Source organism: Pseudoalteromonas sp. MMG024, from assembly GCF_021654175.1.
In the GTDB taxonomy this organism is placed as follows: domain Bacteria; phylum Pseudomonadota; class Gammaproteobacteria; order Enterobacterales; family Alteromonadaceae; genus Pseudoalteromonas.
Genome location: NZ_JAKFZO010000011.1, coordinates 15327 through 29990 on the forward strand (window position 1 = coordinate 15327; position 14664 = coordinate 29990).

11 protein-coding genes are annotated in these 14664 nt (G+C 38.4%); 9 read left to right on the plus strand and 2 right to left on the minus strand.

Annotated features, from left to right (window positions below; all coding sequences use genetic code 11):
- Nucleotides 1–139: 139 nt before the first annotated feature.
- The 3 genes from L1068_RS11985 (at nucleotide 140) to L1068_RS22145 (ending at nucleotide 5918) form a co-directional block, all read left to right on the plus strand.
- Nucleotides 140–2122, plus strand: coding sequence for a hypothetical protein (locus L1068_RS11985; protein WP_237130466.1), 1983 nt, complete (start codon nucleotides 140–142; stop codon nucleotides 2120–2122).
- Between the two features lie 116 nt (nucleotides 2123–2238).
- Nucleotides 2239–4161, plus strand: coding sequence for a nucleoside-diphosphate sugar epimerase/dehydratase (locus L1068_RS11990; RefSeq protein ID WP_237130467.1), 1923 nt, complete (start codon nucleotides 2239–2241; stop codon nucleotides 4159–4161).
- A 38-nt stretch (nucleotides 4162–4199) separates the two neighbouring features.
- Nucleotides 4200–5918 (plus strand): hypothetical protein, encoded by a 1719-nt coding sequence (locus L1068_RS22145; protein WP_237130468.1) that lies wholly within the window; start codon nucleotides 4200–4202, stop codon nucleotides 5916–5918.
- A gap of 36 nt (nucleotides 5919–5954) precedes the next feature.
- On the opposite strand, the gene L1068_RS12000 is transcribed toward L1068_RS22145, so the two are convergent.
- Nucleotides 5955–7370: a phosphomannomutase gene (locus L1068_RS12000; protein WP_237130469.1), complete on the minus strand. Its 1416-nt coding sequence runs from the start codon at nucleotides 7368–7370 to the stop codon at nucleotides 5955–5957.
- A gap of 20 nt (nucleotides 7371–7390) precedes the next feature.
- Nucleotides 7391–8461 (minus strand): glycosyltransferase, encoded by a 1071-nt coding sequence (locus L1068_RS12005; protein ID WP_237130470.1) that lies wholly within the window; start codon nucleotides 8459–8461, stop codon nucleotides 7391–7393.
- A gap of 126 nt (nucleotides 8462–8587) precedes the next feature.
- Here L1068_RS12005 and L1068_RS12010 point away from each other — a divergent pair, with 126 nt between their 5' ends.
- Genes L1068_RS12010 through L1068_RS12035 form a run of 6 tightly spaced genes read left to right on the plus strand, consistent with a single transcriptional unit; the run spans nucleotide 8588 to nucleotide 14653 of the window.
- Nucleotides 8588–9991, plus strand: coding sequence for a mannose-1-phosphate guanylyltransferase/mannose-6-phosphate isomerase (locus L1068_RS12010; protein WP_237130572.1), 1404 nt, complete (start codon nucleotides 8588–8590; stop codon nucleotides 9989–9991).
- A gap of 2 nt (nucleotides 9992–9993) precedes the next feature.
- On the plus strand, nucleotides 9994–10893 hold the full coding sequence (locus tag L1068_RS12015; protein ID WP_237130471.1) for an FkbM family methyltransferase: 900 nt from the start codon (nucleotides 9994–9996) through the stop codon (nucleotides 10891–10893).
- 41 nt (nucleotides 10894–10934) lie between these two features.
- Complete coding sequence (gmd, locus tag L1068_RS12020) at nucleotides 10935–12011, plus strand: GDP-mannose 4,6-dehydratase (RefSeq protein WP_237130472.1); 1077 nt, start codon at nucleotides 10935–10937, stop codon at nucleotides 12009–12011.
- Nucleotides 12012–12055: 44 nt separating this feature from the next.
- Complete coding sequence (locus tag L1068_RS12025) at nucleotides 12056–13150, plus strand: DegT/DnrJ/EryC1/StrS family aminotransferase (RefSeq protein ID WP_237130473.1); 1095 nt, start codon at nucleotides 12056–12058, stop codon at nucleotides 13148–13150.
- Nucleotides 13147–13935, plus strand: coding sequence for an ABC transporter permease (locus L1068_RS12030; RefSeq protein WP_237130474.1), 789 nt, complete (start codon nucleotides 13147–13149; stop codon nucleotides 13933–13935). The genes L1068_RS12025 and L1068_RS12030 overlap by 4 nt, the downstream gene beginning before the upstream one ends.
- Entirely contained in the window at nucleotides 13925–14653 is a 729-nt protein-coding gene (locus L1068_RS12035) for an ABC transporter ATP-binding protein (protein WP_237130475.1), read from the plus strand. Before L1068_RS12030 ends, L1068_RS12035 begins: the two co-directional genes overlap by 11 nt.
- Nucleotides 14654–14664: the final 11 nt, after the last annotated feature.

Genomic DNA, 14664 nt, shown 5'->3' on the forward strand with positions numbered 1-14664 from the left:
TAATTACAATAAATTAGGTAGTAAAATTTAAATAAGCAGGTCGGAGAAGTCTTTTTTGATTGACATCTTGTTAACCTGTGATTTAATACAACCTTTATAATTGGTATACCAAAAAATCAGTTCAAAAAGGAGAAACTTAATGAACTTAAACAAAGGTCTGGTTGCGCTAGCGGTCACAGGTGCTCTAGCGTCACCAATCGCAGCTAATGCAGCTGCTACGTTAGTAACTTACGGTGGTAAATCAGGTATTCAAACTGGTCCACAGGCTAGCACTGGTACTTTCGATAACGGCGTAGTGTACGGTATTCGTTACTCTACAGGTTCTGGCACAAGCTTAGTTGTAACTGGTGCTTCAGATCACGTAACTATCGATAAAATCTACGTAAAAGATGATAACGATGGTAAGAAAGAAAACCTAGTTGTTGATTACGATGCGGGTGAAAACAACACTCCTGCTGGTACTGACTTCCCAGGTTCAGTTCGTACAGACGTTTCAATTGCATACACTGCAGACGTAACGGTTCCGAACGAAGGTACGTTTACTATTCAGTTCTCTGGCGCTGCTGGTGGTTTAGATCCAGCAACTGCTCCTAACCTAGTATTTGTAGCTCAAGTAGCTGATCCAGGTACTACCGGCACTTATGTTGCTGGTGACTTTGTAACTATTGGTTCTGTAATCGATTACAACCTAAATGCAGAGCGCAATGTTGTTGATTCAATCACTGTTCAGGTTGACACTAACCGTCCAGAACTAGCTGGTTTACACTTTGTACTAGCTGATAACTCAGAAGTTAGCACTCACGGTGTTGTTCCATCTACTCCAGGTTGGATTGCTGGTGAAGACTACTCTAAAGACCCGTTCCAGCAAGCTGATGCGATCCCTGCTCACACGCAGATTTTCCTAGCTAGCCCTGGTGTAAATGACGGTGAGTACAACCCTGTTAAAGTTTCTGCTGAAGAAGGTTCACAAGTTGGTGATTTCATCCGCGCAGAAGTAACAGAAGTAAAGAACACGTCAGGTATCGTACTTAATGCTTTAGCTAACAACGAACAAGTCGCAGTTGCTGAAATCGTTGATGGTTTTGCACTAAACGTTATCGACCAAGCTACTACTACTATCAACGTAGAAGCTGACCGTTTATCGTTCATCCACGATGATGCTGCTGACGAAGTTGGTGTTAATAACCTTACTTCAACTGCTTTACTACAGCTTCAAAACAAAGCTGACTACGGTGTTGAACTAAGCCCAACTGATACACTTTCAATGGACTTCGCACGTAAAGATGGCGAATCAATTAAAGGTGTTAAATCAATCACTTTAGGTGGTACTGGTTTATCTAAAGCATCTGGTTCTGATGATTTCGACCTAGCTTCTACAGCACTTAACACTCTTGGTCTATACACTGGTTCTTACAACTACAACGTAACGCCTTTCGTTATCGAAGTAGACGGTAAAAACTTCCTAGAGCAAAACAAAGAAAACCCAAGTGACTGGGTTGCTTCAGGTGTTGAACTTAAGACTTCTGCTGGTGATTTCGACGTTCCAGTAGTATACGCTGAAACTGGTACTTATGTTGACGGTAACTCTGTTGCTGAAAACGGTGCTACTCACGTATGGCCTGTAAACGGTGCACAGTTCAAGATCCCATACATCTACTCAATCAACACAACTACTGGTTACGGTTCTACAGTTAAGATCGTAAACGAATTCGCTCAAGAAGGTGATGTATTTGTTGATGCTGTAGTTGCTCCAGCTGGTCTTGGTCAAGGCGTTCTTAAAGATGAACAGCCTCGCACTATCAAGAACGTTCTTCTTGGTACAGTTCCAGGTGAAGGTCACTTCACTCAAACTGGCGACCAAATTGCTGAGCTTCTTGAGCTAGATATGGCTATGAACTGGCACATCGAGTTAACTTACCTAGTTAACGCACCACAAAATAAAGTACACGCTGCAGCGCAAAACAAAGACCCTGTAGGTCGTGCTGATACGCCAGTACTTTACAAAACTAACAACACTGGTGGCACAATCAAGCTTAGCTGTACAGATGCAACTACTGGTGGCGTAAGCCCAGATACTTGTGAAGGTACACTAGTTGGTGGTGACAAGCGTCAATGGCAATAATTCTTTATTAGAATTATTTGTTAATAAAAAGAGCACTTAGGTGCTCTTTTTTTATTTTCGTTTTTAAAGATACAGAGCAGTGTTATAATCCATTAATTTAATCGTCTGTGTAAATTATGAATAGCCTGATAAGCTTCTTCCTTCAGTTATCGCGAAAATCCAAACGAGCGATTACACTTTTTATTGATACTCTTTTAGTTACCATCTCATTTTGGCTATCAATTATTCTGATTCAGGATGATATCGGCGTATTGCTAAATAAATCATATTGGCTTTTACTTTGCTTATTTTTGCCGATAGCTTTACTCGGATTTATAAAGTTGGGTTTGTATCGTGCTGTATTACGCTACGTTAGCTCACAAGCGTTAGGTGCAATTTTATTCGGTACCATCATAGCCACACTGTCTTTGGTGGTAGTGTCTTTTATGCTACATATTAGCCTACACAGAAGCGTACCGTTTCTATTTACAAACTTCCTTTTAGTCACAATTGGCGGAGCACGTATTTCAGTAAGAGCTGTTCTCGGTCACCTCCAAGTGAGACGAAAAGAGCCTATTATTATTTATGGAGCAGGCTCTGCTGGACGACAGCTCGCTAACGCACTACAAAACGGCAATGAAATGCACCCTGTTGCTTTTGTTGATGATGATAAAAATAAAGATAAGACAAAGATACTTGGGATCAATTGTTTTCATAGCACAGGCCTGCAAGATGTAATCGATACTTGGGGCGCAAGGAAGCTATTACTAGCGATGCCCAGCGCATCGCTTGACCGTAGAAAAAAGATTTTAAAGGGGTTAGAGCCCCTTGCAATAAAGGTAATGAGTGTACCAAGTGTTCCAGAAATGCTTGCTGGAAAGAATAAAATTACGGATGTTGATGATATTACGCCAGATGATTTATTAGGTAGGGCTCCTGTAGACCCAACCCCTGAATTAATGGCTAAGAATATTGTTGGTAAAGTGGTTATGGTAACGGGTGCGGGAGGATCTATTGGATCGGAGTTATGCCGTCAGATCGCCCATCAAAAGCCTAAACAGCTGATTCTTTATGAGTTATCAGAATATGCGCTATATGCGATAGATAAAGAGTTAAAAGAGACAGTTAAAAAATTAGGCTTAAAATTAACTATTACACCGTTGCTTGGTTCGGTGCAACGGAAATCACGCTTAACTACGGTACTTAAGTCATTCAAAGTACAAACTTTGTATCATGCAGCGGCATACAAGCATGTACCAATGGTTGAATATAACGTTGTTGAAGGTGTGAGAAATAATGTGTTTGGCACATTGTATACTGCCGAGGCTGCAATAGAGGCGAATGTAGAGACAATGGTTCTGGTTTCTACAGACAAAGCCGTAAGACCTACAAATGTAATGGGGGCTACTAAGCGTTTAGCTGAATTAGTATTACAAGCACTCTCAGAGACGCAAGTTAAAACACAATTTTGTATGGTACGATTTGGTAATGTATTAGGTTCATCAGGTTCAGTTGTTCCCTTGTTTCGGTCTCAAATAGCTAAAGGTGGGCCAATTACGTTAACACATCCTGAAATAACTAGATACTTTATGACAATTCCAGAGGCTGCTCAGTTGGTTATTCAAGCTGGCGCAATGGGGCAAGGAGGCGATGTATTTGTATTAGATATGGGCGAGTCAGTTAAGATAATTGATCTTGCTAAACAAATGATTCACCTATCAGGCTTAGCACTAAAAGATGAAGACAAACCGTACGGTGATATTGAAATACAATGCACTGGCTTAAGGCCTGGAGAGAAATTGTATGAGGAATTACTGATTGGCGATAATGTCAGTGGTACTTGCCATCCTAGAATTATGACTGCGCTGGAGTCTTTCTTGCAATGGAATAAATTACTTCCTTTGTTAACACAACTTGACGATGCTTGTCATAATTTTGAACATGATAAAATTAGAAAAATTTTACTTGAGGCTCCAACCGCTTTTAAACCTACGGGAGGGATTTCAGACTTAGTGTGGATGCAAAATAAGAGTCAACAACCTGTTGGAGAACAAAAGTAAATTTAAAACTAATAACAAATTTAATTAAGAAGGGAATTGTGATTAAAAATAATAGTTTAAATAGTTTTTTCTGGTTGCTTGGTTTAGTGGTTATTACTCTTGCTGCTTATTCAAACGCATTTAGTGTACCGTTTTACTTAGATGACTTTTATCATATTCGCGATAATAATTTTTTAAGAGAAGGATCTGTTGGTGATATTTTTGGATTTCAAAGGCCGGTCGGAGTATTGAGCTTTTGGGCTAATTTTCAATTTGGGTTCGACTCATTAATCGCGTTACACGCGACCAATATCATTATTCATATTATCAACGCCGTACTTGTTTTTGTGTTTGTTAAGGTGTTATTTATTACGCCAATACTAAAACAGCATCCGTTAGCAAAGTACCAAGGCTACATTGCGCTGCTAGTAGCATTTATTTTTGCTGTGCATCCATTGCATACTCAAGCTGTCACCTATTTAGTTCAGCGCTTTGCGTCATTGGCTCTGACGTTTTATTTACTGAGCTTAATTTGCTATGTCAAAACACGTGTGTCAGCAAGTTTGTCCATTGCCGGTCTGTGGCTAATTACATGTATTGCCACCACGCTATTGGCATTTTTAACCAAACAAAATGCGGTCACTTTAGTTGGCGTGTTGGTGTTAATTGAGATTTACTTATTTGCTAGTAAGCGATTGGCTAAATGGCTTGTTTATATTGGCATTCTTGCTGTTGTTGCGGCGCTCGTAATATGGCAGTTTGACTTATTTGCGCCGTACCTAACTAAGCTTGACCAACTAACTACTGAAACCGGGCGCTTTACACGCTTAGAATATTTGTTTTCACAATTTTCTGTACTGGCGATTTATATTGGCAAGGTGTTCTTCCCATTTCCGCTAAGATTAGAATATGGCTATGTTCCAAGCGACTTTAGCACTTTATATAATCTTTTAAGTTTATGCTTTTTAATTGGATTACTTGCAGTTGCCTATCGATTTAGAACAAAAAATCCGCTATTGCTGTTTGGTGTACTGTTTTACTTTATTGCTCATGGCGTTGAATCTAGCATTATTCCGATTAAAGACATTATTGTAGAGCACCGTACTTATATTCCGAATGTTGGCTTGTTGATAGCCTTAGTTTCAAGTGTTTTTATTTTTGTTAAGAAACCACAACAGCTAAAGGTGGCGTTAGGAACGTTTGCTGTTGTAATAGTAGCGCTTGCAACAACCGCCAGTTATAGAAATGCACAGTGGCAAAACCCGCGTGTTTTTTATGAGTATGAACTAAGTTTAAACCCGAATCATAAACGCTTGAGTGCAAACTTAGCCAAGGTTTATTTGGAAGCGGGAGATTTGCAGTTGGGCATTGCGCAACTAGAAAAAACTATTGAACTTAAACAAGGTCAAATCGATGAGGATTTAGCAAATAATTTAATTGCCGCAGCGATCGATTCGGGGAACTTTGAAAAAGCACATAAAATAGCCGACGGATTGTTACCGAATATTAAAAATTCATACACTCGCTCTCAGGTGCTGACCAACCTTGGTGTGCTTCATTTGCGCAAGAATAAACTAGCTGAAGCAGAATCCTATTTTAAACAGGCACTTGCTGAGCCTTGGTATTTAGCCGATACCCATTTTGCAATTGCGGTAGTGTATTTTAAAACAAGTCGCTTCATATTAGCTAAAAAGCATATTTTACTTTTACTTGAGAAGAAGCCAAGGCATCAAGAAGGCCTGCGTATGAAAAAATTACTGATAAGCCAAGGGTATTAAAAATAAGGCCGAGCTGAGATAGCTCGGCCTACTTAGTTATAGTTTTCTCAAATGTTCAAGAACATTAGTGACATAATTTTGCGCACTGCTTACACAATCACTTTCAACATAACATCTCAGCTCTGGTGCGTTACCTGATGGTCTAAGGTGAATTATATCCCCTTTGGAGAAAAGCATTCTAAGTCCATCTGTTAGGTTTATCTCGTTCAACTTATCCGTTATACCTAACTTAGGCAACCAAGCTTCAGGCTCTTTATTAATGTTAGCAATTAGTGATAGGCTTTTATCTCGTGCAAAGTCTTTAATTCGATTACTCGCTGTATAGCGTTGTGGTAATAACTTAACTTGTTCAGAAATTGTTTGCTTATTTAATTGGCTTAATAAGGTAATTGCGGGCAATATCGCATCTCGTGTAGGCAATGGTTGAATTGTTTTGCCATTAAGCTTTATTTTGCTGGCTAATAAATATCCGCCGTTTGCTTCAAAGCCTGCAACAGAGTTAAATGTACGAAGTAAGCCGTCGAATTCTGAAATAACGTATGGTGATCCAATCTTTGTACGTTCAATGTGTTTAAAAAGGTTGCTCTTTTCGATTGCGGTATTACAGCTCACCGGAGTAGATAATGCTTCGATGCCTAAAATTTTTGAACATAATAAACCTAATATATCGCCTCTCAACCACTCGCCAAATTCATCAGAAAGAAGAGGCCTATCGCCATCGCCATCGGTCGAAAATAGCGCATCTAATTTGTATTCTTTCACCCAAGCGCGCGCTTTTACTTTGTCTTCCTCTGCCACAGCTTCGGTATCGATCGGTACAAATTCGTCACTTCGCCCTAGTGAAATAACTTCAGCACCAAGAGCTTCAAAAATGAGATTGTAAATATCACGGCCAGCACTCGAATGTTCATAAATGCCAATGCGTTTGCCTTTAAGGCTATCCGATGAAAACGCTTCGGTGTTTCTAAGTATGTAGGCGTCTTTAGCTGCTGCTAATACTGTTAGGTGAGGTAGTGAGGTGATGGGAGACACGTTAGCTTGCGCTGCTAAAATTGCGGCTTCGTCTGCTTTAGAAATTTCACCTTGGGACTTGTAAAACTTTAAGCCATTACGATCAAATGGAATATGGCTACCGGTAACCATTATACACGGCATGTTTTGCTGCATTGCATAATACGCTAGCGCAGGAGTCGGAATTACGCCGTAAAATTTGGTCTCGATGTTAATTTGAGCAAGTCCAGCGCTAATAGCTTGTGCCATCTGGTAACTACTCGGGCGATTGTCAATAGCCAATGCCATTGTAGTGAGAACGTCTTGTTCACGTATTACGTTGGCGAATGCAATTGCAAACGCGGCACATACTTCAGGAGTGAAGTCGGTTACTAGGCCTCGAGCACCAGAAGTGCCAAAACTAATGTTAGACCTGGCGATAATGTGAGAACTTTCTTTCATTGAATTTTTGGTCCTAAAATTTATGTCATTATTTCTTTCATTTTGCTGAAAAATAAATCAGCTTTAAATGCTTGAGCTCGTACAAAACAATTACTCATCATTCTTTGTGCTTTGTTTGGGGTTAAGTACTCTATCGCGTTAATAATGTCGTTGGTACTTAATTCCGTGGGGCAAAGGTAGCCGGTTTCTAGGTGTACAACGGTTTCTTTTATTCCTCCATCATCAACGCCAATAACGGGTTTTCCTGCGGCCATAGATTCAACTGGAGACATACCAAAATCTTCGTCAATAGGGATGTAAATAGTTGCAATACATTCTGCAATATATTGTCGTAACTTTTCTTGTGATACCCAACCAACTATCTGTATGTTTGAGTAATTTTGACACTCTGCTTTTAGTTTTTCGAACATGCTACCGCCTGAAACAAGTATGAGCTTTTTTGTGGGAAGCTGTTTGAAAGCATCAACAATAATTTGTATGCGTTTATACTCTTCTAGTCTAGCTGTTGATAAGTAGTAACCATTAGAGTTTGAATTAAAAAACTCTTCAATATGAACTGGTGGATATATAACCGTTGCATCAACATCTAAGTATTTTTTTAAACGGGATTTAACATTCTTTGAATTCGCAATGACTAGATCCATCTTTGGCAAAGTTGGTTCATATTTTTGTTTCACCCAAGTTGCGAACTTATCAATTATAAATGCTTGCCAAGAAGGCAGTGTACTTTGATAGTGATCATAAAGATCATAAGCAAACCTTGGCGGAGTATGACAATAGTATATGTTTTTTTCAGCTTGAGAATTGTGAACTGCAATAGGTGCGTTGCTACCTGAGAACAATATGTTCTTGTCAGTGAGTAAGCCACTTGATATTTGTTCAAAGTAGTTGATCGACTTAATCGACTTCCAAATAGGAATCTTTGAAACATTGCCAATATTTATAATTTCTAATTGTAGTTCGGGGAAAGAGTTAAAAATACCTTTATTTGTACCACTTACAATAAGCTTGCAATCTAAGTGTTTAGCTAACTCTAGCGAGACTTTTTCTGCGCCTCCAGCGACTTCGAGAAAATCATATAAAATTGTCAATGAATACTCCTTGCTAAATCATTTTCTCATTTGAACAAATAATACCTATATTTACCCAATTTGTAATTGTAGTTTGAAGGTGGTTTGCTACAATCGTGCGCCAATGGAGTGAATTATATAAAAATGATGTCTAAAATATACCCAACTATTTTGTCTGGTGGTTCTGGCACTCGACTTTGGCCTCTATCTAGAAAGCACTATCCTAAGCAATTCTTGCGGCTTACTAGTAGCTATACAATGCTTCAAGAAACGGCTTTACGCTTAACTGGATTTAATAAACCTATAGCTGTTTGTAACGATGCTCATCGATTTATACTTGCCGAACAATTACAAGAAATAGGTCAAAACCCAACGTCTATTATTTTGGAACCCGTGGGCAGAAATACAGCGCCTGCTATAGCGCTTTCGGCATTTAAAGCGTTAGAGCATAATAGCGATGCTATTCTAGTTGTACTTGCTGCGGATCATGTAATTGAAGATAAAGAAACATTTCAAAAGTCGGTTGAACTGGCAGCTGAATACGCAGAACAAGGCAAAATAGTTACTTTTGGTATCGTTCCCAGTACTCCAGAAACAGGTTTTGGTTACATCCAAGGTGAAAAAAGTGATAAAAGCGCACTGAAAATTAAGCAATTTGTTGAAAAGCCGAATAGAATTAAAGCCCAAGAGTATTTAGAAAGCGGAGACTTTTTCTGGAATAGCGGCATGTTCGTTATGAAAGCCAGTATTTATCTTGAAGAATTAAAAAAATTTAACGCGAAAATGTATGATTCAGCGTTAAAAGCATATTCAAATGCTACATCTGACTTGGACTTTGTTCGTATAGCTAAACAAGACTTTGAATTGTGCCCTGACGATTCAATTGATTATGCAGTAATGGAACATACCGAACTTGGTATAGTTTTACCTATTTCTGTAGGGTGGAGCGATGTTGGGTCATTTTCAGCGTTATGGGAAGTATTGCCGAAAGATGAGCATGGAAATGTAAATTTAGGTGATGTTAAAAACATTGAGTCGCGTAACTGCCTTGTTCAATCCGAGAATCAATTTATCTCTACAATTGGTGTAGAGGACTTAGTAGTTGTTGGGACTAAAGACTCAATTCTCGTGGCTCATAAAGATAAAGTCCAAAATGTAAAAGAAATTGTTAAGCATTTAAATCATACTGGTCGCAGTGAACACTTACTTCATAGAGAAGTTCATAGACCGTGGGGGAAGTATGATTCAGTAGATAATGGTGCTCGCTATCAAGTTAAACGCATAACTGTTAAACCTGGCGCGTCACTCTCTAAACAAATGCATCATCACAGAGCAGAGCACTGGATTGTTGTCACGGGGACAGCGATAGTTGAAATCGATGAACAAGAAACTCTTCTGAGTGAAAACCAATCTATCTACATTCCGCTCGGATCTACTCATCGACTAACTAACCCTGGCAAAGTCAACCTTGAGCTTATCGAAGTTCAAAGTGGAAGCTATCTGGGGGAAGATGACATTGTTCGCTTTGAAGATACATTTGGAAGAGTGTAGTTTTGGGTTTTGAAACAAAGGGAATCCCTGTGAAATTTTATGGTCAGTTCGAACCTCAGGTTGATAACTTTATTTACTCTCGCTATGTAAAGCATAATGAATTTTTAAGTCAGGCTGTTTGTACCTTTATTGAATGCGGTGCCTTTGACGGTGTGACAGAAAGTTCATGCTTATTCTTCGAAGAGTCTCTCGGTTGGACAGGTTATAACATCGAGGCTTCGCCAACCATCTATGCTGAGCTTATAAAAAATAGGCCAAATACTGACAATTTTAATTTAGCCTTATCTGATTCTATTGGCGAAATCGAGTTTACTGATGTTCATCATCCGTCATTTCCGCTGTGTACGAATGGCTCAGTATCGCATACACCAGAGCACGTAAAAATTCTGAATGAAATGAATTGCGAATTCACGACTTGTAAGACTAACAAAGTTACTTATCGTGAATTTATTAATGAGAATGGAATAACAGATATTACTTTAATGGTGTTAGACATAGAAGGACATGAAATACAAGCTTTGAAGGGGTTTGAGAATGTCACGGTTCTACCAAAAATATTTTGTATTGAACATGGGCACTTGGGAGTGGAAACGTTACGAGAGTATGTCGAGCCATTAGGGTACATTTTTGATACTACATCACATGTTAATTCCTATTTTCTTCATGAGAGCGTTTATATTGATTTTTTACCATCGATTATAAAATCGGAGTTAGATCTTATTAATACCTCTAGCAATATTGAAGAAATAGAGCTATTAACTCGCAGCATTGAAAATAAAGCAATGTTGTTACATGAAAACTATAAAGCTAAAGCTAAGCGAGTGGATTCGCTTATGAACTCTTTGTCTTGGAGAATAACTAAACCGCTGCGATTTATCGTCGGCTTAATTAGCAAAAATTAGAGCGCCGCAGCGCAGTAAACTAAAAAATAATAGGAAAAAAAATGTCAAATAAAGTAGCCCTAATTACGGGCATAACAGGTCAAGATGGAGCTTATTTAGCTGAGCTGCTTTTAGAAAAAGGATACGAAGTTCACGGTATCAAAAGAAGAACCTCTTTATTCAATACAGATCGAATAGATCACCTATACCAAGACCCTCATAACGAAGGTGTAAAGCTAAAGCTGCATCATGGGGACCTTACTGATTCAAGTAGCTTATTACGTATAATTCAAGAAGTTCAACCTGATGAAATTTATAACCTGGCTGCACAGAGCCACGTGGCTGTTTCGTTTGAAGAACCTGAATATACTGCTAATTCTGATGGGGTTGGTGTTTTACGTATTTTAGAAGCTATAAGAATTCTTGGTTTAAAAGATAAAACAAAGTTTTACCAAGCCTCTACTTCTGAGTTGTATGGTTTGGTGCAGGAAATACCTCAAAAAGAAACGACACCTTTTTACCCTCGTTCTCCTTATGCTGTAGCTAAATTATATGCTTACTGGATAGCAGTGAACTACCGTGAAGCATATGGAATCTATGCTTGCAACGGAATTTTGTTTAACCATGAATCTCCACTTCGAGGTGAGACTTTTGTTACTCGTAAGATCACCAGAGGCCTTGCTCGCATCAAATATGGATTAGAAAAGTGTCTTTACATGGGTAATCTTGATGCCAAACGTGATTGGGGTCACGCAAAGGATTATGTTGAAGCTCAATGGTTAATCCTGCAACAAGATAAGCCAGAAGATTTTGTAATTGCTACTGGTGTGCAATACAGCGTAAGAGAATTTATTGAGAAAGCTGCAGCTCACATGGATATTGAAATTCATTGGGAAGGAGAAGGGGTGAACGAAAAAGGTTATGACCAAAATGGTAACCTAGTTATTGCTATTGATCCTGCATATTTCCGCCCTGCTGAAGTTGAGACCTTATTAGGTGACCCAACCAAAGCGGTAACACAACTTGGTTGGAAACCTAAGTACACATTTGAGGCGCTTGTTGAAGAGATGGCTGAAGCTGACCAAAAATTGGCTGAGCAAGAGGCCAACCATGGAAAGCTTAATAAAGTAGCTCGATAAACCTATTCTTTAGCCATGTTTCTCATGGCTTTCAAGGAAGTTATATGATTCCCGTGTATAAACCACACTTTAATGGTTTAGAAAAAAAATATGTAAACGAATGTTTAGACTCTACTTGGATTTCTTCGAAAGGCAAATACATTGACTTATTCGAAGCTAATTTCTCTAAGTTTATTGGTGCTAAGTTTTCGACCACTACAAGTAATGGCACTACGGCTTTACACTTAGCGATGGTTGCTTTGGGTATAAAAGCTGGTGATGAAGTTATTGTGCCAACATTTACTTATGTTGCTTCAGTGAACACAATATTACAAATCGGGGCTATTCCTGTATTTGTAGATAGTGACCCTGAAACATTACAGATTTGCACAAAAGATGCCGCTAACAAAATAACAGAGAAAACGGCGGCGATAATGGCTGTTCATTTATATGGACACCCTTGTGATATGGATCCGTTAGTTAAGCTCTGTGAAGAAAATAAGCTCTTTTTGATTGAGGATGCAGCTGAAGCTTTTGGAACTCAATATAAAGGGCAGTATGCAGGTACTTTTGGAGATGTCGCAACATTTAGCTTTTTTGGAAATAAAACAATTACCACAGGCGAAGGTGGTATGGTTGTTTGTAAATCACAGGAAGTATATGAAAAAGCTTGCCATATAAAAAATCAAGGCGTTTCGAAAACTAAGGAATATTGGCATGACGACTTAGCTTTTAACTATCGTATGACTAATATTCAAGCAGCTATTGGGTACGCACAATTACAAACAGCCAACGATGTGATTGCTCGAAAACGAGCTATAGCATTAAGTTACCAGAGTAATTTGGCTGACTTACCATTAAGCACTCATAAAGAACAGCCTAATTGTTTTCATACTTATTGGATGTGTTCGGTCATACTTGATGATGCAAAAATAAGAGAACCATTGCGTAATTACTTGAAGGAGCATGGAATCGATACTAGACCATTTTTTCCTTGCGTAAATACGATGCCACATTGTTCAACTGATGATATTTTTGAAAGTGCTTCAAAAATCAGTTTGTCTGGTTTTAATTTACCTAGTTACCCTGATTTAACAGATGAAGAAATCAAACATATATCTGAAGTCATAAGAACCTTTTTTAATGAATTATCTAAATGAAGTTAAAAAGTTACATATTTGATGTATATAAAATGAGGCACTTTTGTGCCCATTTAATATCAGCTGATATTCGAGGAGCTTCTAGAGCTTCATATTTAGGGTTGATTTGGCCAATAATTCAACCGCTTGCGATTAGTGCTATTTTAACATTGATTCTTGGTACTTTGTTTAAGCAAGAGATGAAGTATTATGCGCCTTTTATTTATACAGGTATTGTTTTTTGGGAGTTTGTTATAAAGTGTTTAACGGGAGGAGCGACAGCTTATATTCAAGCTGAACCTTACATAAAACAAATAAAAACCCCATTAATCATTTATCCAATTCGTATAGTTATCGTTAATGTATTTTTTCTTATGCTGGGCCTTTCTGGAGCTCTAGTTTGGTCTCTCTATAGCTTTCCTGAGAATTTAAATTTATCGTGGCTTAGTTTGCTCCCTGCAATCGTTATTTATACTTTTTGTGGTGTAGGTGCAGCAGTAGTCTTTTCTTATATGGGAACTTACTTTAGAGATACTCCAAATATCACAGCACTAATTATGCAAATCCTGTGGTTCGCAACACCGGTATATTTTCTCCCATCTTTCTTCATTGATGCAGGGGCTCAATATTTAGTTGACCTTAACCCACTGTATCATTTAATGGAACTTGTTCGAGCACCTCTGCTGCAAGGGAAGGTTGCGGGGTTAACGTCATATTTAATGGCTATTAGCTTTACATTTGTGTTGTTAATTTGTGGAGCTATTATAAATTATAAATTTGAGCGGAGATTAGTTTATGCCCTGTAAGGAGTTGATTAATCTTCAAAATGTTGTCCTAGAATATCCAAAGTTCTCTTATACGAAACCATCTATTAAACAGTTATTTGGAGTTAATAAAAACTACAAAAGTATTAGGGCAATTGATGAGGTTTCGCTTTCTATCAGCGAAGGTGAGAAAGTTGCTCTAATTGGACATAATGGTGCGGGTAAAAGTACTTTTTTAAAGATGATTGCCGGAATTTACCCAATTAACTCAGGGCAGCTAACTGTTTGTGGTGATATTAGGTCTATGTTTGATATCAGTTTAGGGTTTGAACCTGATGCGACCGGGCGAGAAAATATCCTGTATCGGAGCTTATTGATGGGGATATCACCAAGTGAAGTGAAGAGCAAAGAACGTGAAATCGTTGAATTTTCTGAGCTGGGTGAGTTTATTGATCTACCGATACGTTCATATTCTGCAGGTATGTTAGTTCGCTTAGCATTCTCAATTACTACTGCATACCGGGCGGAACTACTCTTAATTGATGAAGTAATTGGTGCTGGTGATGCTTCCTTTATTGAGAAAGCTAAAAATCGTTTGCTAGAGCTTATTAATGAATCGAAGTCGTTAATTTTGGCCTCTCATGATGAATCTATGGTCAGAAAAATTTGTAATAGAGGCATTGTTTTTAAAAATGGTAAGGTGATCTGTGACGATAGTATCGATAATGCACTGTACTTTTATTCAAACCTAACTAAATAGATTGTACTAAT